This is a genomic window from Citrobacter sp. FDAARGOS_156, from assembly GCF_001559235.2.
Classification (GTDB): Bacteria; Pseudomonadota; Gammaproteobacteria; order Enterobacterales; family Enterobacteriaceae; genus Citrobacter; species Citrobacter youngae.
In genome coordinates, this window is the sequence record NZ_CP014030.2 from 119,860 (window position 1) to 138,268 (window position 18,409).

At 54.1% G+C, this 18,409-nt stretch carries 19 protein-coding genes; 10 read left to right on the top strand and 9 right to left on the bottom strand.

All coding sequences use genetic code 11. The features are described from left to right. Nucleotides 1-81: 81 nt before the first annotated feature. From AL515_RS00545 to AL515_RS00555, 3 genes are all read right to left on the bottom strand, one after another. Complete coding sequence (locus tag AL515_RS00545) at nt 82-690, bottom strand: glutathione S-transferase (RefSeq protein ID WP_061066818.1); 609 nt, start codon at nt 688-690, stop codon at nt 82-84. A gap of 98 nt (nt 691-788) precedes the next feature. After that, nucleotides 789-1,925 (bottom strand): HlyD family secretion protein, encoded by a 1,137-nt coding sequence (locus AL515_RS00550; protein ID WP_048213694.1) that lies wholly within the window; start codon nt 1,923-1,925, stop codon nt 789-791. A gap of 2 nt (nt 1,926-1,927) precedes the next feature. Next, entirely contained in the window at nt 1,928-2,290 is a 363-nt protein-coding gene (locus AL515_RS00555) for a DUF3302 domain-containing protein (RefSeq protein WP_061066819.1), read from the bottom strand. 533 nt (nt 2,291-2,823) lie between these two features. Here AL515_RS00555 and mtlA point away from each other — a divergent pair. The 3 genes from mtlA (at nt 2,824) to mtlR (ending at nt 6,696) form a co-directional block, all read left to right on the top strand. Further along, nucleotides 2,824-4,740: a PTS mannitol transporter subunit IICBA gene (gene mtlA / locus AL515_RS00560; protein WP_061066820.1), complete on the top strand. Its 1,917-nt coding sequence runs from the start codon at nt 2,824-2,826 to the stop codon at nt 4,738-4,740. A 220-nt stretch (nt 4,741-4,960) separates the two neighbouring features. Next, complete coding sequence (mtlD, locus tag AL515_RS00565) at nt 4,961-6,109, top strand: mannitol-1-phosphate 5-dehydrogenase (protein ID WP_061066821.1); 1,149 nt, start codon at nt 4,961-4,963, stop codon at nt 6,107-6,109. Continuing rightward, nucleotides 6,106-6,696 (top strand): mannitol operon repressor MtlR, encoded by a 591-nt coding sequence (gene mtlR, locus AL515_RS00570; protein ID WP_048213698.1) that lies wholly within the window; start codon nt 6,106-6,108, stop codon nt 6,694-6,696. Before mtlD ends, mtlR begins: the two co-directional genes overlap by 4 nt. Before the next feature lie 12 nt (nt 6,697-6,708). Here the strand turns inward: mtlR and AL515_RS00575 are convergent, their stop codons facing one another. Continuing rightward, complete coding sequence (locus AL515_RS00575) at nt 6,709-6,915, bottom strand: hypothetical protein (RefSeq protein ID WP_048213699.1); 207 nt, start codon at nt 6,913-6,915, stop codon at nt 6,709-6,711. A gap of 292 nt (nt 6,916-7,207) precedes the next feature. Here AL515_RS00575 and AL515_RS00580 point away from each other — a divergent pair, with 292 nt between their 5' ends. From AL515_RS00580 to trmL, 5 genes are all read left to right on the top strand, one after another. After that, on the top strand, nt 7,208-7,570 hold the full coding sequence (locus AL515_RS00580; protein ID WP_048213700.1) for a YibL family ribosome-associated protein: 363 nt from the start codon (nt 7,208-7,210) through the stop codon (nt 7,568-7,570). A gap of 262 nt (nt 7,571-7,832) precedes the next feature. Further along, nucleotides 7,833-9,488, top strand: coding sequence for an L-lactate permease (gene lldP / locus AL515_RS00585; RefSeq protein WP_061066822.1), 1,656 nt, complete (start codon nt 7,833-7,835; stop codon nt 9,486-9,488). Further along, a complete protein-coding gene (gene lldR, locus AL515_RS00590; RefSeq protein ID WP_048213701.1) occupies nt 9,485-10,261 on the top strand; it encodes a transcriptional regulator LldR in 777 nt (258 codons plus the stop codon). Before lldP ends, lldR begins: the two co-directional genes overlap by 4 nt. Then, nucleotides 10,258-11,448 carry an FMN-dependent L-lactate dehydrogenase LldD gene (lldD, locus tag AL515_RS00595; RefSeq protein WP_061066823.1) on the top strand — a complete coding sequence of 397 codons (1,191 nt, stop codon included), beginning with the start codon at nt 10,258-10,260 and terminating at the stop codon, nt 11,446-11,448. Before lldR ends, lldD begins: the two co-directional genes overlap by 4 nt. 49 nt (nt 11,449-11,497) lie before the next feature. Further along, nucleotides 11,498-11,971 carry a tRNA (uridine(34)/cytosine(34)/5-carboxymethylaminomethyluridine(34)-2'-O)-methyltransferase TrmL gene (trmL, locus tag AL515_RS00600; protein WP_048213704.1) on the top strand — a complete coding sequence of 158 codons (474 nt, stop codon included), beginning with the start codon at nt 11,498-11,500 and terminating at the stop codon, nt 11,969-11,971. 181 nt (nt 11,972-12,152) lie between these two features. On the opposite strand, the gene cysE is transcribed toward trmL, so the two are convergent. From cysE to AL515_RS00630, 5 genes are all read right to left on the bottom strand, one after another. After that, entirely contained in the window at nt 12,153-12,974 is an 822-nt protein-coding gene (gene cysE / locus AL515_RS00610) for a serine O-acetyltransferase (protein WP_003024160.1), read from the bottom strand. 78 nt (nt 12,975-13,052) lie between these two features. Beyond that, a complete protein-coding gene (gene gpsA, locus AL515_RS00615; protein WP_061066824.1) occupies nt 13,053-14,072 on the bottom strand; it encodes an NAD(P)H-dependent glycerol-3-phosphate dehydrogenase in 1,020 nt (339 codons plus the stop codon). Next, the gene (gene secB, locus AL515_RS00620) at nt 14,072-14,539 is read right to left on the bottom strand and encodes a protein-export chaperone SecB (RefSeq protein ID WP_003024155.1); all 468 of its coding nucleotides are present in this window, start codon (nt 14,537-14,539) and stop codon (nt 14,072-14,074) included. The genes gpsA and secB overlap by 1 nt, the downstream gene beginning before the upstream one ends. Nucleotides 14,540-14,586: 47 nt before the next feature. Further along, nucleotides 14,587-14,838: a glutaredoxin 3 gene (gene grxC, locus AL515_RS00625; RefSeq protein WP_003024152.1), complete on the bottom strand. Its 252-nt coding sequence runs from the start codon at nt 14,836-14,838 to the stop codon at nt 14,587-14,589. A 51-nt stretch (nt 14,839-14,889) separates the two neighbouring features. Then, a complete protein-coding gene (locus tag AL515_RS00630; protein ID WP_005120473.1) occupies nt 14,890-15,321 on the bottom strand; it encodes a rhodanese-like domain-containing protein in 432 nt (143 codons plus the stop codon). Between the two features lie 249 nt (nt 15,322-15,570). On the opposite strand from AL515_RS00630, the gene gpmM reads away from it, so the two are divergent. Next, the gene (gpmM, locus tag AL515_RS00635) at nt 15,571-17,115 is read left to right on the top strand and encodes a 2,3-bisphosphoglycerate-independent phosphoglycerate mutase (protein WP_061068778.1); all 1,545 of its coding nucleotides are present in this window, start codon (nt 15,571-15,573) and stop codon (nt 17,113-17,115) included. A gap of 33 nt (nt 17,116-17,148) precedes the next feature. Beyond that, the gene (gene envC, locus AL515_RS00640; RefSeq protein WP_231591591.1) at nt 17,149-18,408 is read left to right on the top strand and encodes a murein hydrolase activator EnvC; all 1,260 of its coding nucleotides are present in this window, start codon (nt 17,149-17,151) and stop codon (nt 18,406-18,408) included. Nucleotide 18,409: the final 1 nt, after the last annotated feature.

Genomic DNA, 18,409 nt, shown 5'->3' on the forward strand with positions numbered 1-18,409 from the left:
GGTGGCCCTCTCCACCGTGGAGAGGGATATCGATATAGGAAGGATTGTACCGTGACTTTGCTCAGGCGGGTATTATCTGCATCAAGCCTTTGGCGGTTCCGTACGGGCAAAACTTTCGCGTTGAAAGAGTGTTTCCACCAGTTTGACCAGACGTGGACGGTCCACACACCAGCCAGGCGCAACCCGACGAAAATTGAGATAGCCCACGGCACAGGCAATCGCAATCGTTGCCAGATTAACCGTATCCGTTTTCAGCGTACCGTCCGCCAGATAACCTTCCAGCACATCCAGGCTGCGGGTAATTTTTTCGCGCTGGCGTAGCAATTCAGTTTCTGACTGCTGCACAGCGGGGCGAGCCTGCTCGCGCACCGAGACTAAACCCGCATCCATAATACCGTCGGCCAGCGCTTCCAGTTGACGAACTTTGAGTGCCGCCAGCGGCTCACGCGGCAGCATTGCGGGTGCAATATCCAACAACTCTATATATTCAGCAATGATCGGAGAATCAAACCAGTACTCTCCCTTATCGGTGACCAGCGCGGGCACTTTTCCCAATGGATTGTATCGCGCCACGCCGCTATCCGCGTTATAGGGGAGTTCATTAACGAATTCGAAGGTGATGCCCTTTTCCAGCAACAGAATAGAAATTTTACGCACAAAAGGGCTGGTATAGCTGCCAATGAGTTTCATGCCGTGTCCTTTTTGCCAACAAAAAAGCGATGTCCAACGAATATCTGGACACCGCTTAGTATGGCTCAGGCCACGACAAATGGCAGGTGATGCTGGTCTCAATGATCCAAATAAAGATAATGCATCCAACTGGTCATGCGCAGCAGCACTTTACGCATCACCGAAACGTGGGCGAAATGGTCGGAATAGACCGCCACCTGGGCATAGATACCGTCCGGTAGTGCATCCACATCTGCATTGGGAGCCAGTTCAATCGTCGCCAGCACGCCATCGGTACCCGGCACCACCGTCAGAGACTGCAATGCTCCCTGGGCCTGATAAGAACCGCCCGGTACAACCGGCAGAATGCTGGTGAGCTTGCCGGGGAATACCTGGCCTGGCAGCGCGTTGAAGACCACTTCCGCTTCATCACCCGGTTTAAGACGCAGCAACGAGTTCTGACGGAATTGCGCCACGATTTGCCGTTTTTGTTCCGGAATAAACACCATCACCGGGCGCAGAGGCAGCGCGGCGGCGTAGGTTCCGGGCCGAATAAGCACCTGCGTAACATAGCCGTTGCTGGGGGCTCGGACGATAGTCTGCTCAAGATTGTATTTGGCTTCAGCGAGCTGAGCGCGCAGGGACGCAACCTGAGATTGCTCCCCGTTGACCATACTGTCTAACTGAGTCTGAATCTGCGTCTGTTCGGCGACGGAGCCTTTTACCAGCGCGTCCTGTGCCAGATAGTTCTGCCGGGCGTTGTCGATATCGCTTTCAGAGAAGGGATTAACCTTCGCCTGGCTGCCCTTCAAATAGCGTTGATAATCTTTATACAGACGATCGCGTTCAGCGGAAACGCGGGTAGTATTGGCGACAGCTTCAGAAAGTTGGGCTTTCAGATTGTCGATATTGTGCGTGGCGGTCACCAGATCGGCTTGCAGTCGGTCCACTCGCGCCTGATAACGCACGGGATCGAGTTTAAATAACACCTCGCCTTTTTTAATCAGTTGATTATTTTTATCTGTCACTTCACTCACAATTCCAGTGACCTGCGGGGTAACAGGTATTGAAATAACCGCCTTTTGCGCCGTAAAGGTATACGGGTGGTTATAGTTCATTAATAAGATGAGTCCCGCCACAATAAACACCCCACCTAATGCGGCTGTGGCAAGCGTCCATTGGTTTACCGGAATACGGAATATTTTAAAGATGGCCCAGGCAAATGCCACGTAAGTCAGGACAATCAACAAATCCATGATCAAATCTCCGGAAAGGTGGAGTTATCGTCTTTTTTCTCCCCAGCCAGCCTTTTTTCTAACTGGGTAATGCGCGCTGCCAGCGCGGCAATTTCAGGGTCTTGTTCCTTTCCGGTCGGCGTAATGTGTGACTGCATCCCCCAGCCTCGTTCTGGCTGATAGAGCGTGGCCCAGATCCACAGAAACGGCCAGATAACGTGCAGCGTAAATAAGCTTACCCAACCCGCCGTATGGATGGCATCGGCATGGGGATGGTTGCGCTTCTTAGCCATGTTATAGGGAATATCATGGATGGCGATGATTCCGTAAAACAGAACCAGAAAAACGAAGATCAGCACACCTAACGCGAAATAGTTTAGAAACATACCCGCCTCGTATTCACGCTAATCAGAGCTTTCAATTGCAGGCAGCCGAAAGGAGTCATGGCTGGTAATTTGAACATAATTGCAGTTAGTCATTTCCGCCATACCACCAGGGTATAAATTTGCAGGTGAACGACTCGCGGGGTAGCAGCAAGAAATGGGAGATGAAACAGAATCCGCGTCAGATCACATCAGGAGAAATCCTGGCAAATATTTATTGCGAAGCAGATCACAAATACCCAACAAACAGCCAAAGCAAAAACGTGAACAACTTCACATTTAAGTGCCTTTTCCAGCCTATTTCCGCGTAATGATGTTTTTTTATACCGGTGTTTTGTGATCGAAATCACATTAAGTAATGCCGTAAACCCTATATTTACGTGACATTGATCACATTAAAAGTCATCGACTGGACAGTTGAACGATTCAGTGCCAGATTTCGCAGTATCTACAGGGTCCGGCTACCTCCTGCCGCTACATTAACAAACCTCGGGCTTTCAGCCTGCGCGATAGCAAACATAAGAAGGGGTGTTTTTATGTCATCCGATATTAAGATCAAGGTGCAAAGCTTTGGTCGATTCCTCAGCAACATGGTGATGCCAAATATCGGCGCGTTTATCGCGTGGGGTATTATCACCGCATTATTCATTCCGACAGGGTGGTTGCCGAACGAAACGCTGGCGAAGCTGGTCGGCCCGATGATCACCTATCTGCTGCCGCTGTTGATCGGTTATACCGGTGGTAAGCTGGTTGGCGGCGAACGCGGCGGCGTAGTGGGCGCGATTACCACCATGGGCGTGATCGTCGGTGCTGATATGCCGATGTTCCTCGGCGCGATGATCGCAGGTCCGCTGGGCGGCTGGGCTATCAAGCATTTCGACGGCTGGGTAGACGGTAAGATCAAGTCCGGTTTTGAGATGCTGGTGAATAACTTCTCCGCTGGCATCATCGGGATGATCCTCGCCATTCTGGCATTCCTTGGCATTGGCCCATTGGTTGAAGCACTGTCCAAAATCCTGGCGGCAGGCGTTAACTTCATGGTTGTCCATGACATGCTGCCGCTGGCGTCTATCTTCGTTGAACCGGCGAAAATCCTGTTCCTTAACAACGCCATCAACCACGGTATTTTCTCACCGCTGGGCATTCAGCAGTCCCATGAGATGGGTAAATCCATCTTCTTCCTGATTGAAGCTAACCCGGGTCCGGGTATGGGCGTTCTGCTGGCATACATGTTCTTCGGTCGCGGCAGCGCTAAGCAGTCTGCAGGCGGCGCGGCTATCATCCACTTCCTGGGTGGTATCCACGAAATTTACTTCCCGTACGTGCTGATGAACCCGCGTCTGATCCTGGCCGTTATCCTCGGCGGTATGACTGGCGTATTTACGCTGACTATCCTGAACGGTGGTCTGGTGTCTCCGGCCTCTCCGGGTTCTATCCTGGCCGTACTGGCAATGACGCCGAAGGGCGCTTACTTCGCCAACATCGCGGCAATTTGTGCGGCAATGGCGGTCTCCTTTGTGGTCTCGGCGATTCTGCTGAAAACCAGCAAAGTGAAAGAAGAAGATGACATTGAAGCCGCAACCCGTCGTATGAACGACATGAAAGCGGAATCCAAAGGCGCATCTCCGCTGGCAGCGGGCGATGTAACCAACGACCTGAGCCATGTGCGTAAAATCATCGTCGCCTGCGATGCCGGCATGGGTTCCAGTGCCATGGGTGCGGGCGTACTGCGTAAGAAAGTGCAGGATGCCGGTCTGTCTCAGATTTCCGTCACCAACAGCGCGATTAACAATCTGCCGCCGGATGTGGATCTGGTCATTACCCACCGTGACCTGACCGAACGCGCTATGCGCCAGGTTCCGCAGGCACAGCACATTTCGCTGACCAACTTCCTCGACAGCGGTCTGTACTCCAATCTGACCGAACGTCTGGTCGCTGCACAGCGCCACAACGTGAACGAAGAGAAAGTCCGCGACCACCTGAAAGACAGCTTTGAAGAGGGTGATACCCACCTGTTCAAACTGGGTGCGGAGAATATCTTCCTGGGCCGTAAAGCCACCAACAAAGAAGAAGCGATTCGCTTTGCCGGTGAGCAACTGGTGAAAGGCGGCTATGTTGAGCCAGAGTACGTCGAGGCGATGCTGGACCGCGAAAAACTGACCCCGACTTACCTCGGCGAGTCCATCGCTGTACCGCACGGTACGGTTGAAGCCAAAGACCGCGTGCTGAAAACCGGCGTCGTGTTCTGTCAGTATCCGCAAGGCGTACGCTTCGGCGAAGAAGAAGACGATATCGCCCGCCTGGTCATTGGTATCGCTGCACGTAACAACGAGCACATCCAGGTGATTACCAGCCTGACCAACGCGCTGGATGACGAATCCGTGATCGAACGTCTGGCCCATACCACCAGCGTGGATGAAGTTCTGGCGCTGCTGGCGGGTAAAAAAGCTTAACGGTTAAGTATCTCCAAAATAGTTCGAGCTGCAGGAAGGCGGCAACGCAGTGAATCCCCAGGAGCGTACATAAGTACGTGACTGGGGTGAGCGAGGAGAGCCAACGCATCTGCAGTTCGAAATATGAAGGCGATATCCTCTCCCTTGTGGAGAGGGTTAGGTTGAGGGAAAAGCCTCACCCCAGCCCTCTTGGGTAAAAACATTAATGAAGGTTAATACTATGAAAGCATTACATTTTGGCGCAGGTAATATCGGTCGTGGCTTTATCGGCAAACTGCTGGCGGACGCGGGGATACAGCTGACGTTCGCGGATGTAAACCAGGTCGTGCTCGATGCCCTGAATGCCCGTCATAGCTATCAGGTTCATGTGGTCGGTGAAAACGAGCAGGTTGATACCGTTTCCGGCGTCAACGCCGTGAGCAGCATCGGCGATGATGTCGTTGAACTGATTGCCTACGTAGATTTAGTCACCACCGCCGTTGGTCCGGTCGTGCTTGAGCGCATCGCACCTGCCATCGCTAAAGGGCTGGTTAAACGCAAGGCGCAGGGCATCGCGACTCCGCTGAATATCATCGCCTGTGAGAACATGGTGCGCGGCACGACCCAGTTGAAAGGCCACGTCATGAACGCGCTGGCAGATGAAGACAAAGCCTGGGTCGAAGAACACGTTGGTTTTGTCGATTCCGCCGTAGACCGCATCGTTCCCCCTTCCGCTTCTGCGACCAACGATCCGCTGGAAGTCACCGTCGAAACCTTCAGCGAGTGGATTGTCGACAAGACGCAATTCAAAGGCGAACTGCCAAACATCCCGGGAATGGAATTAACTGATAACCTGATGGCATTTGTCGAACGTAAACTCTTCACGCTGAACACCGGGCATGCTATAACCGCGTACCTCGGAAAATTGACCGGTCATCAGACCATCCGTGACGCGATTCTCGACGAGAAAATCCGCGCAGTGGTAAAAGGTGCGATGGAAGAGAGCGGCGCGGTACTGATCAAACGCTATGGCTTTGATGCGGCAAAACATGCAGCATATATTCAGAAAATCCTCGGTCGCTTTGAAAACCCGTATCTGAAAGATGACGTTGAGCGCGTTGGCCGTCAGCCACTGCGTAAACTGAGCGCGGGCGACCGTCTGATTAAACCGCTGCTGGGCACGCTGGAGTACGGCCTGCCGCACACGAATCTGGTTATCGGTATTGCGGCAGCAATGCACTATCGCAGCGAAGAAGATCCGCAGGCACAGGAACTGGCCGCGCTGATTGACGAAAAAGGTCCGCAGGCCGCGCTGGCGCAGGTTTCCGGTCTGGATGCCAATAGTGATGTGGTGGCGGAGGCGGTTAACGCATATAACGCGACCAAATGATTGAGAATGTGGCGCAGGTCTGCCTGCGCCCAAATGACAGATTGTCAGATATGCAGGCAATAATGGAACAAACGCAGGCCTTTGAAAATCGTGTGCTTGAGCGTCTGAATGCTGGCAAAACCGTACGCAGCTTCCTCATCACCGCCGTAGAACTGCTCACCGAGGCGGTGAATATCCTTGTGCTTCAGGTATTTCGCAAAGATGACTATGCGGTAAAATATGCCGTAGAACCGTTGCTCGACGGCGACGGTCCGCTGGGCGATCTTTCCGTTCGTCTCAAGCTCATCTACGGTCTGGGCGTACTCAGCCGCCCGGAGTATGAAGATGCGGAACTACTGATGGCGCTGCGGGAAGAGTTAAACCATGACGGCAATGAATACGCGTTCACCGACGATGAGATTCTTGGTCCGTTTGGCGAACTTCACTGCGTAGCAGCACTCCCGCCGCCACCGCAGTTTGATACCTCAGACTCAGGTCTGCACGCCATGCAAATCCAGCGCTACCAGCAAATGGTACGCTCCACGATGGTACTTTCCCTGACCGAGCTGATTTCTAAAATCAGCTTAAAAAAAGCCTTTCAAAAATAAGACCCTGCAGGCTTACTTCTCTTCCTGCTGCGGTCGATACAGTTGCCGATAGTACGCCAGACGTTGCAGATACAGCTGCGCGTTCTCCTGTGGTATTTCAGAAGGGACTACGTCGCGCGGCGGTGTTTTATTCAGATATTCGCGAAAAGCCTGGCTGGAAGCCATAAAATCGACCGTCTTATCAATCAGAACCGAAACGTTCTCACCTATTTTCGCCATAATCTTCCCTCCTCCATGTATTAACCGCGCTCAGCCTGTGCGGTTGCTCATTTAAGTTTAGGATCGGTTGGGCGATTATATTGAGGAAAACGTGCTTCGCTATAAACCCGCCAATAAAAAGCGCCATGGCCAATCTTATCGCTTAAAGTTCCTTATTAATCAAAAAAGTAGCATTACCATTAGCTTAATAATACTTGCGGCATTTGATTATTTATCTTCGATTAGTTGTGAATAATCCCGCTCTGCGCGCATACTATAGGATATTCATCCTATTTTTATCAGAAGCTATCCTATGAAAGAAGTCGAAAAAAACGAAATTAAACGCCTGAGCGATCGTCTTGACGCTATCCGCCACCAGCAGGCTGACCTGTCCCTGGTTGAAGCCGCCGACAAATATGCCGAGCTGGAGCAAGAGAAAGAAACTCTGGAAACTGAGATCGCACGACTGCGTGAAGTACACGGCCAGAAGCTGAGCAAAGAAGCACAAAAGCTCAGCAAACTCCCGTTCCGTCGTGCCATCACCAAAAAAGAACAGGCCGACATGGGCAAGCTGAAGAAGAGCGTGCGCGGCCTGATCGTCGTTCACCCGATGACCGAGCTTGGCCGTGAAATGGGCCTGAAAGAGATGACGGGCTTCGCGAAAAGCGAGTTCTAATCTGTCACCGGGCAACACTCGCTTGCCCGGTCCTTCGCTTCCCCTCGCAATTGGCCCTACCAATTTCAGTCAGATCCTACCAATACCTCACATTTCATTAAAATGTGCGTACAATACCGTTGCCAATAAATAACATTTGATTAACCATTCATTGTCATTACCCCTACACAACAATATTGGCAGGGCCACTTTTACACATAGTGTGACGAAGAGATGAGCACAGACTCATTGCATTATGTCAGCGGCCCCCAGGAGACCTGCAATGAATCTCTGGCAACAAAACTACGACCCGGCCGGTAACATCTGGCTTTCCAGTCTGATCGCATCGCTCCCCATCCTGTTCTTTTTCTTCGCCCTGATTAAGCTCAAGCTGAAAGGCTACGTTGCGGCGTCATGGACGGTGGTGATCGCTTTGTCGGTCGCCCTGCTGTTTTACAAAATGCCGGTCGATCACGCGCTGGCCTCCGTGGTGTACGGTTTCTTCTACGGTCTGTGGCCAATTGCCTGGATCATCATTGCAGCGGTGTTTGTCTATAAAATCTCGGTTAAAACCGGGCAGTTCGACATCATCCGCTCATCCATTCTCTCAATTACCCCTGACCAGCGTCTGCAAATGCTGATTGTCGGTTTCTCCTTTGGGGCATTCCTCGAAGGGGCGGCAGGCTTCGGTGCTCCGGTAGCGATTACCGCCGCACTGCTGGTTGGCCTTGGCTTTAACCCACTGTATGCAGCAGGTTTGTGCCTGATCGTAAACACCGCGCCAGTCGCTTTTGGGGCAATGGGAATTCCGATTCTGGTTGCCGGTCAGGTCACCGGGCTGGACAGCTTTGAGATTGGTCAGATGGTTGGCCGCCAACTACCGTTCCTGACGATTATCGTACTGTTCTGGATCATGGCGATTATGGACGGCTGGCGCGGCGTGAAAGAGACCTGGCCTGCGGTGATGGTCGCGGGCGGCTCGTTTGCTATCGCGCAGTACCTCAGCTCTAACTTTATCGGGCCGGAACTGCCGGACATCATCTCTTCTCTGGTTTCTCTGGTGTGTCTGACGCTGTTCCTGAAGCGCTGGCAGCCGGTACGCATCTTCCGTTTTGGCGATATGGGGGCTTCACAGGTCGATATGGACCTGTCGCGCACCCGCTACACCGCCGGGCAAATCATCCGCGCCTGGTCGCCGTTCCTGTTCCTGACCGCCACCGTCACACTGTGGAGCATCCCGCCGTTTAAAGCGCTGTTTGCCCCTGGCGGGGCGATGTACCACTGGGTGGTCAATATTCCGGTTCCGTTCCTCGACAAGCTGGTAGCCCGCATGCCGCCGGTGGTACACGAAGCCACAGCCTACGCGGCGGTGTACAAGTTCGACTGGTTCTCGGCAACCGGCACCGCCATCCTGTTTGCCGCGCTGCTGTCTATCGTCTGGCTGAAGATGAAACCCTCCGCCGCTCTGCAGACCTTTGGCTGTACGCTGAAAGATCTGGCGCTGCCTATTTACTCCATCGGAATGGTGCTGGCATTCGCATTTATCTCTAACTACTCCGGGCTGTCTTCAACGCTGGCGTTAGCACTGGCTCACACGGGCAGCGCGTTCACTTTCTTCTCGCCGTTCCTCGGCTGGCTGGGGGTATTCCTGACGGGCTCTGATACCTCGTCAAACGCCTTGTTCGCAGCGCTACAGGCAACGGCAGCGCAGCAAATCGGTGTTTCTGACGTATTGATGGTAGCGGCAAATACCACCGGCGGCGTAACCGGCAAGATGATCTCTCCGCAGTCTATCGCCATCGCCTGTGCGGCAGTGGGACTGGTTGGCAAAGAGTCTGATCTGTTCCGCTTCACCGTCAAACACAGCCTGATTTTCACCTGCATGGTGGGTGTGATTACCACGCTGCAGGCCTATGTCTTAACCTGGATGATTCCATGATTGTGATGCCCAGACGCCTGTCAGACGAGGTCGCATCTCGTGTGCGGGCGCTGATTGAAGAACAACAGCTGGAAGCGGGCATGAAGTTGCCCGCCGAGCGCCAGCTGGCCGTACAGCTCGGCGTGTCGCGCAATTCGCTGCGCGAGGCGCTGGCAAAGCTGGTAAGTGAAGGCGTGCTGATTAGCCGTCGTGGTGGTGGGACGTTTATCCGCTGGCAGCATGAAGCGTGGTCCGAACAAAACATCGTTCAGCCGCTGAAAAGCCTGATGGCGGACGACCCTGATTACAGCTTCGATATTCTCGAAGCCCGCCACGCCATTGAGGCCAGCACCGCCTGGCACGCCGCCATGCGCGCCACAGCCGCCGACAAAGAGAAAATCAGGCTCTGTTTCGAGGCCACACAAAGTGAAGATCCGGATCTCGCTTCACAAGCAGACGTTCGCTTTCACCTTGCCATCGCTGAAGCCTCGCACAACGTGGTGCTGCTACAGACCATGCGCGGTTTCTTCGACGTATTGCAGTCTTCGGTAAAACAGAGTCGCCAGCGTATGTACCTGGTGCCACCGGTATTTTCACAGCTCACAGAACAACACCTTGCTGTGCTGGACGCGATTGTCGCCGGGGATGCCGATGGCGCGCGTAAGGCGATGATGGCGCACCTCAGTTTTGTCCACACCACTATTAAACGCTTTGATGAAGACCAGGCCCGCCAGGCGCGTATCACTCGTCTGCCCGGTGACCATAATGAAATTAGCAGGGAGAACAACACATGATTATTTCAGCAGCCAGCGATTATCGCGCCGCAGCCCAGCGCATTCTGCCCCCTTTCCTGTTCCACTACATTGACGGTGGCGCGTACGCGGAGCATACCCTGCGCCGTAACGTGGAAGATTTATCAGAGGTGGCACTCCGCCAGCGCGTGCTGAAGAACATGTCAGATCTCAGTCTGGAAACCACCCTGTTTAATGAAAAACTGTCAATGCCGGTGGCCCTCGCGCCTGTCGGTTTATGCGGCATGTATGCACGCCGGGGCGAAGTTCAGGCCGCCGCCGCCGCTGATGCCAAAGGCATTCCGTTTACGCTTTCGACGGTATCCGTCTGCCCAATTGAAGAAGTCGCCCCGACCATCAGGCGTCCAATGTGGTTCCAGCTGTATGTCCTGCGCGATCGCGGCTTTATGCGTAACGCCCTGGAGCGAGCCAAAGCGGCGGGCTGCTCCACGCTGGTCTTTACCGTCGATATGCCCACGCCCGGCGCACGTTACCGTGACGCGCATTCCGGTATGAGCGGTCCAAATGCGGCACTGCGTCGCTACTGGCAGGCAGTCACCCATCCACAATGGGCATGGGACGTTGGCCTGAACGGTCGGCCGCATGATTTAGGCAATATTTCGACGTATCTTGGCAAACCCACCGGCCTTGAGGATTACATCGGTTGGCTGGCGAATAACTTCGATCCGTCCATCTCCTGGAAAGACCTCGAGTGGATCCGCGAATTCTGGGAGGGTCCGATGGTGATCAAAGGGATCCTCGATCCAGAAGATGCCCGCGACGCCGTACGCTTTGGCGCAGATGGCATTGTTGTTTCTAACCACGGTGGACGCCAGTTAGATGGCGTGCTGTCTTCAGCTCGCGCACTGCCCGCCATTGCCGATGCGGTGAAGGGCGATATCACTATTCTGGCCGACAGCGGGATCCGTAACGGCCTGGACGTGGTGCGCATGATTGCACTGGGTGCCGATAGCGTGCTGCTGGGCCGTGCTTATCTGTACGCGCTGGCAACACACGGACAGGCTGGTGTGGCGAATCTGCTGAACCTGATCGAGAAAGAGATGAAGGTGGCAATGACCCTGACCGGTGCAAAAACCATTAGCGAAATCAGCCGCGATTCGCTGGTACAGGAACTGGGCAAGAGCCTGCCTGCCGCATTGGCTCCTCTGGCCCAGGGTGATGCCGCGTGAGGGTGAATTAAATATCTGTTATTCTGCCCCCCGTTATTAAGGGGGCAGTATGCTTAACATCGTTTTATTCGAACCAGAAATCCCGCCAAATACCGGCAATATTATCCGTCTTTGCGCCAACACCGGCTTTCGTCTGCATATTATTGAGCCAATGGGCTTTACCTGGGACGACAAGCGCCTGCGTCGCGCAGGGCTGGATTACCATGAATTTACCGCCGTGCTGCGCCACCCTGATTACGCCGCCTTTGCGGCCGCAGAAAATCCGCAACGTCTGTTTGCCCTGACCACCAAAGGTACGCCAGCGCATAGTGCGGTAAGCTATCAGGACGGGGATTATCTGATGTTTGGCCCGGAAACTCGCGGTCTGCCTGCCAGTATTCTCGACGCGTTGCCTGCCGAACAAAAAATTCGTATTCCGATGATGCCGGACAGCCGCAGCATGAATCTGTCTAACGCGGTGTCAGTAGTGGTGTATGAGGCCTGGCGCCAGTTAGGTTATCCTGGCGCGGTATTACGCAGTTGATTTATGTCGGATGGCGGCTGACGCCTTATCCGACCTACGGAAGAATTTACCGTTTATTTTCGAGCGTTATCGGCGCAGTCAGGTTGGACACGGACCGCGCTTGCCGACCTGTGCATACACGCAGTACGTGAGGATGGCGAGCACAGCCCGGGTTCAAGATGACAAGTAAGATAGCTCGAAATCAGATGCCATCGCCATACTCGAACGTATGATGAATCCCGTTGAAATGCTGATCCATATCCATAGATGGCTTATCGCTGTCAGGCTTGCCGACGATGCGCGCCGGAACGCCTGCGGCGGTTGTATGCGGGGGTACCGGCTGTAAAACGACGGAACCTGCGCCAATCTTCGCGCCACGCCCGACTTCAATGTTGCCGAGGATTTTCGCGCCAGCGCCAATCATCACGCCTTCACGAATTTTCGGATGACGGTCGCCGCCTGCTTTACCGGTTCCGCCAAGCGTGACGGATTGCAAAATAGAGACGTCGTTTTCAATGACCGCCGTTTCGCCCACCACAATACCGGTGGCGTGATCGAGCATAATACCGCGACCAATTTTTGCCGCCGGGTGGATGTCCACCTGGAAGGTAACAGAGACCTGATTTTGCAGGAAGATCGCCAGTGCCTGACGCCCCTGATGCCATAGCCAGTGGCCGATGCGGTAGGCCTGCAGCGCATGGAAGCCTTTCAGGTACAGAAGTGGGGTGGAATATTTATCGACTGCCGGGTCACGCGTACGTACCGCCTGGATATCGCAAGCCGCCGAGGCAATCATTTCAGGATCGGCCGCGTAGGCCTCTTCCACGACTTCGCGAATCGCAATAGCAGGCATGATCGGAGAGGCGAGTTTATTCGCCAGCATATAGCTCAGCGCACTGCCGAGGTTTTCATGCTTGAGCAGCGTTGCGTGGTAAAAACTGGCCAGCATTGGCTCACATTCCGCCAGTGCCCGGGCTTCCGCTTTAATGTTTTTCCAGACGATATCCAGTTCTTCACACGGCATTGCGTACTCCAGAAGGTAGCAAAACGACCGACCCGTTCTTCGCGGGTCGGGTCGTTAGATTGAAACGGTTCCTTACGGCTAGTGGCTGCTTCGCTCGTCCTTGCGCGCACGACCTAATAACGTCAATGCTGCCTCGCGCGCATTTTTTCCGCAATACAATACTTGATAAATTTCCTCGGTTATTGGCATCTCGACACCAAAACGGTGCGCCAATTCACGAACTTCTTTCGTATTGCGGTAGCCTTCAACCACCTGACCAATCTTGTCCTGCGCGCCCTGCACGTCCATACCCTGGCCGAGCATCATGCCAAAACGACGGTTACGCGACTGGTTGTCGGTACAGGTCAGCACCAGATCGCCTAAACCCGCCATCCCCATAAAGGTGGCAGGATCGGCACCCAGCGCCGCGCCAAGGCGAGACATTTCGGTAAGCCCACGGGTGATCAATGCCGTTCGTGCGTTTGCACCAAATCCGATGCCGTCAGACATCCCCGCGCCAATCGCAATCACGTTTTTCACCGCGCCGCCAAGCTGCACGCCAATGAAATCCGGGTTGCTGTAGACGCGGAAGCTTTTGCCGCAGTGCAGCAACTGCTGGAGATCGTCAGCAAAGGCGTCGTCCGTCGAGGCCAGAGAAATCGCCGTTGGCATGCCCGCCGCCAGCTCTTTGGCGAACGTCGGACCGGAGATGACTGCCAGCGGGATAGAATCACCCAGAGCTTCGCGCGCGACGTCCTGCAGCAGACGCCCTGTTTCCGCTTCCAGACCTTTTGTCGCCCAGACCAGCCGCGCGTCAGGACGCATCAGCGGTTTGATATTACGCAGCACTTCGCCAAAGACATGGCTCGGCACCACCACCAGAATATTACGACTGGCGGCCAGCGCAGTGGCTAAATCACTTTCCAGGCGCAGCGTTTCGGGAAAAGGCACATCAGGGAGGAACGCGACGTTGCAGCGATCGCGCTCAAGGGTCGCGATATGTTTCGGATCATGGCCCCACAGGACAACCTGGTGGCCGTTTCTTGCCAGGGTGATAGCAAGAGCGGTGCCGTACGAGCCGGCACCAATCACAGTCATTGAAGCATTACTTTGGTTCATCAGGCATCCTGATGTTCTTCAGTACCTTCGCCAGCCTGCTGCTGTAAATAGTTCATGAACAGCGCATCAAAGTTGACCGGCGCAAGGTTCAGTTGCGGGAATGTACCGCGTGAAACCAGGCTGGTGATGCATTCGCGGGCATACGGGAACAGAATGTTCGGGCAGTATGCGCCAAGGCAATGCGCCATCTGAGTCCCTTCAATACCACTGATGGAGAAAATACCGCCCTGCTGAACTTCGCACAGAAACGCAGTTTCTTCACCCAAAGAAGCCGTTACGGTGACACGCAGCACTACTTCATACACATCATCTGCCAGTTGGGTAGATGCGGTATCTAGATCCAGTTTAACCTCTGGCTGCCAATCTTTCTGGAAAACATGCGGTGCATTTGGCGCTTCGAAAGACACATCCTTGGTATAAATACGTTGGATCTGGAAAGCCATTTCAGTGTTATTTTGTTCTGACATGTTGAGAAAACCCTTTAGTGTTGTCCTTTAAATACTATCCGTACGCCTTAACGCAGCAGGGGATCCAGTCCACCACGCGCATCCAACGCATACAAGTCGTCACAACCACCAATGTGCTGTGCATCAATAAAAATCTGCGGAACCGTTGTACGGCCACTGCGCTTGATCATCTCTTCACGCTTCACGGCATCGCCGTCAATCGGAAGTTCCTGGAAACTCACACCCTTACTGTTCAACAGCGCCTTTGCGCGATGGCAAAACGGGCAGGTTGCTTTGGTATAGATCTCAATATTGGCCATGACTTATCTCCAGTGTTCTTTTACCCAGCGGTACGAAAGAAGACGGGTAAATTACTTGCCGCGAACCAGTGGCAGATTCTCGCCACTCCAGCCCGCTACGCCGTCTTTCAGTACAGATACCTGCTCAAAACCGGCTTTAATCAGCGCAGTTGCTGAATCCTGGCACTGCATACCAGAGCCATCAACCACAATAACAGGTTTGTTTTTGTGTTTTTCCAGCTCGCCAAAATTGTTGGCTTTGATTTCGCTCGGCAGCAGGTTCGTGGAGCCTGCGATATGACCTTTGCGGAAGTCGTCGCGCTGACGTAAATCAACAATCACCGCATCTTCTTTATTGATGAGACGTGTCGCTTCGCCGCGTGTAATTACCTTCACTTTTGAGGTCAGGCTCTTAAACGTGGTAAACAATACCGCCGCCAGTAACGCAATCCAGGCGATACTCAAGACAGGGTGGCGGCTAACAAATTGCATAATTTCTTGCATGGGGGGTAACAACTCCCGACTCAGTGATTAAAAAAACCAGGAAAGGAGTATACCTGCGCGTTGGCGCAAATACAGCCAGAGCGTGCATTGGATTGCATTTTTGCGGGGCGCTACGGAAAAAAAAATGTAAATCAGTGTTCCCCCTGGCACGCGATCCCTCATTATTTGATCTTCTGGGGCTACTTTATCGATTCAGCTGTAGTAAAATTACGCAATTATTTTTTATCTATTAAGTGTGAGGTTGTCGCAATGTCGGTTTCTAAAAAGCCTATGGTACTGGTGATTCTGGATGGCTACGGCTATCGTGAAGACAGCCAGGATAACGCTATTTTTAATGCCAAAACCCCGGTAATGGATGCGCTGTGGGCAAAACGTCCGCATACCCTGATTGATGCGTCTGGCCTGGAAGTCGGCCTGCCCGATCGCCAGATGGGCAACTCCGAAGTGGGTCACGTCAACCTGGGCGCGGGCCGTATCGTGTATCAGGATCTGACCCGTCTGGATGTGGAAATTAAAGAACGTACTTTCTTCGCTAACCCGGTGCTGACCGCCGCAGTTGATCAGGCAAAAAATAGCGGCAAAGCGGTACACATCATGGGTCTGCTGTCTGCCGGTGGCGTACACAGCCACGAAGATCACATCATGGCGATGGTAGAAATGGCAGCTGAACGCGGTGCTGAGAAAATCTATCTGCACGCTTTCCTTGATGGTCGTGATACCCCGCCGCGCAGCGCTGAACATTCACTGCAGAAATTCGAAGAGAAATTTGCCGCGCTGGGCAAAGGCCGCGTAGCGTCCATTATCGGTCGTTACTACGCTATGGACCGCGACAACCGTTGGGATCGCGTGGAACAGGCTTACGATCTGATGACGCTGGCGAAGGGCGAGTTCCAGTTCGCTACGGCGGTTGAAGGCCTGCAGGCTGCTTATGCCCGCGATGAAAACGACGAATTCGTCAAAGCGACCGTGATCCGTGCCGAAGGTCAGGCAGATGCAGCTATGGAAGATGGTGATACGCTGATTTTCATGAACTTCCGTGCTGACCGTGCGCGTGAAATTACCCGTGCGTTTGTTAACGCTGACTTCGACGGCTTCGCCCGTAAGAAAGTCGTTAACCTCAACTTTGTGATGCTGACCGAATACGCGGCAGACATCAAAACTGCGGTGGCTTACCCACCTGCGTCTCTGGCCAACACCCTTGGCGAGTGGATGGCGAAGAATGACAAAACGCAGTTGCGTATTTCCGAAACCGAAAAATACGCGCACGTAACCTTCTTCTTTAACGGCGGCGTAGAAGAGCCGTTCAAAGGCGAAGACCGTATTCTGATCAACTCGCCAAAAGTCGCCACCTACGATCTGCAGCCGGAAATGAGCTCCGCAGAGCTGACCGAAAAACTGGTTGCGGCGATTGAGAGCGGGAAATACGACACCATCATTTGTAACTACCCGAACGGCGACATGGTCGGCCATACCGGGGTGATGGAAGCAGCGGTTAAAGCGGTTGAAGCGCTGGATCACTGCGTTGAGCAGGTGGCTAAAGCGGTTGAATCCGTTGGCGGCCAGCTGCTGATCACCGCTGACCACGGGAACGCAGAGCAAATGCGCGATCCGTCCACCGGTCAGGCGCATACCGCGCACACCAACCTGCCGGTTCCACTGATTTATGTCGGTGGTAAAAACGTCAAAGCAGTTGAAGGTGGCAAACTTTCTGATATCGCCCCGACCATGCTGACGCTGATGGGTATGGAAATCCCGCAAGAGATGACTGGTAAGCCGCTGTTCATCGTGGAATAATCCCTCCCCATGAGGGGAAAGGCGATTAATACCATCACTCGGGCCGTGAAACTGCGTAAGTTTTCAGTCAGGCCCTTGTTCTACGCCAGCGCGCTTAGCGCTGGCGTATTGTTGTGCGCCTTTTCCGCCCATGCGGACGAGCGCGATCAGCTCAAATCCATTCAGGCCGATATCGCGGCAAAAGAACGCGCGGTACGCCAACAGCAACAACAACGCGCCACCCTCCTTGCTCAGCTTAAAGCTCAGGAACAGGCTATCGCCGTTGCCGCAAGGCAGCTACGCGAAACGCAAAACTCCCTGGCACAGCTGAATGCGCAAATCGCTGAGATGAATGCCGCACTCGCGAAGCTGGAAAAGCAGCGGGCAGCGCAAGAGCGCAGTCTGGCAGCTCAGTTGGATGCTGCGTTTCGCCAGGGTGAACATACTGGTATTCAGCTCATCCTCAGCGGTGAAGAGACTCAGCGCGGGCAACGCCTGCAGGCCTATTTCGGCTATCTGAACCAGGCGCGCCAGGAGACTATCGCACAGCTGAAGCAAACCCGCGAAGAGGTCGACTCGCAGAAAGCCGAGCTGGAAGATAAGCAAAGCGAACAGCAGACGCTGCTGTACGAACAGCGTGCACAGCAGGCGAAACTGGAGCAGGCGCGTAATGAACGCCAGAAAACGCTCGCGGGTCTGGAGTCGTCGATTCAACAAGGTCAGCAGCAGTTAGGCGAGATGCGCGCCAACGAATCCCGCCTGCGCAACAGTATTGCTCGCGCCGAAGCCGCCGCGAAAGCCCGTGCAGAGCGTGAAGCACGTGAGGCGCAGGCTGTACGTGATAAGCAACAGGAAGCATCACGCAAAGGCTCGACCTATAAGCCAACCGAAAGCGAGAAATCACTGATGTCTCGTACCGGCGGGTTAGGTTCACCACGCGGTCAGGCGTTCTGGCCCGTTCGTGGTCCAACGCTGCATCGCTATGGCGAACAGCTGCAAGGTGAGCTACGTTGGAAAGGGATGGTTATTGGCGCATCCGAAGGTACCGAAGTCAAAGCCATCGCCGATGGTCGCGTCATTCTGGCGGACTGGCTGCAGGGCTATGGCCTGGTGGTCGTCGTTGAGCACGGTAAAGGCGATATGAGCCTCTACGGTTATAACCAGAGCGCGCTGGTCAGCGTCGGTACGCAGGTTCGCGCCGGGCAGCCTATTGCACTTGTGGGTAGCAGCGGCGGTCAGGGCAGGCCGGCGCTCTATTTCGAAATTCGTCGCCAGGGTCAGGCGGTCAATCCACAGCCGTGGTTGGGAAGATAAG

Coding starts and splice junctions, on each gene's coding strand:
- AL515_RS00545 (WP_061066818.1), bottom strand. CDS start 690: ATGAAACTCATTGGCAGCTATACCAGCCCTTTTGTGCGTAAAATTTCT.
- AL515_RS00550 (WP_048213694.1), bottom strand. CDS start 1,925: ATGGATTTGTTGATTGTCCTGACTTACGTGGCATTTGCCTGGGCCATC.
- AL515_RS00555 (WP_061066819.1), bottom strand. CDS start 2,290: ATGTTTCTAAACTATTTCGCGTTAGGTGTGCTGATCTTCGTTTTTCTG.
- mtlA (WP_061066820.1), top strand. CDS start 2,824: ATGTCATCCGATATTAAGATCAAGGTGCAAAGCTTTGGTCGATTCCTC.
- mtlD (WP_061066821.1), top strand. CDS start 4,961: ATGAAAGCATTACATTTTGGCGCAGGTAATATCGGTCGTGGCTTTATC.
- mtlR (WP_048213698.1), top strand. CDS start 6,106: ATGATTGAGAATGTGGCGCAGGTCTGCCTGCGCCCAAATGACAGATTG.
- AL515_RS00575 (WP_048213699.1), bottom strand. CDS start 6,915: ATGGCGAAAATAGGTGAGAACGTTTCGGTTCTGATTGATAAGACGGTC.
- AL515_RS00580 (WP_048213700.1), top strand. CDS start 7,208: ATGAAAGAAGTCGAAAAAAACGAAATTAAACGCCTGAGCGATCGTCTT.
- lldP (WP_061066822.1), top strand. CDS start 7,833: ATGAATCTCTGGCAACAAAACTACGACCCGGCCGGTAACATCTGGCTT.
- lldR (WP_048213701.1), top strand. CDS start 9,485: ATGATTGTGATGCCCAGACGCCTGTCAGACGAGGTCGCATCTCGTGTG.
- lldD (WP_061066823.1), top strand. CDS start 10,258: ATGATTATTTCAGCAGCCAGCGATTATCGCGCCGCAGCCCAGCGCATT.
- trmL (WP_048213704.1), top strand. CDS start 11,498: ATGCTTAACATCGTTTTATTCGAACCAGAAATCCCGCCAAATACCGGC.
- cysE (WP_003024160.1), bottom strand. CDS start 12,974: ATGCCGTGTGAAGAACTGGATATCGTCTGGAAAAACATTAAAGCGGAA.
- gpsA (WP_061066824.1), bottom strand. CDS start 14,072: ATGAACCAAAGTAATGCTTCAATGACTGTGATTGGTGCCGGCTCGTAC.
- secB (WP_003024155.1), bottom strand. CDS start 14,539: ATGTCAGAACAAAATAACACTGAAATGGCTTTCCAGATCCAACGTATT.
- grxC (WP_003024152.1), bottom strand. CDS start 14,838: ATGGCCAATATTGAGATCTATACCAAAGCAACCTGCCCGTTTTGCCAT.
- AL515_RS00630 (WP_005120473.1), bottom strand. CDS start 15,321: ATGCAAGAAATTATGCAATTTGTTAGCCGCCACCCTGTCTTGAGTATC.
- gpmM (WP_061068778.1), top strand. CDS start 15,571: ATGTCGGTTTCTAAAAAGCCTATGGTACTGGTGATTCTGGATGGCTAC.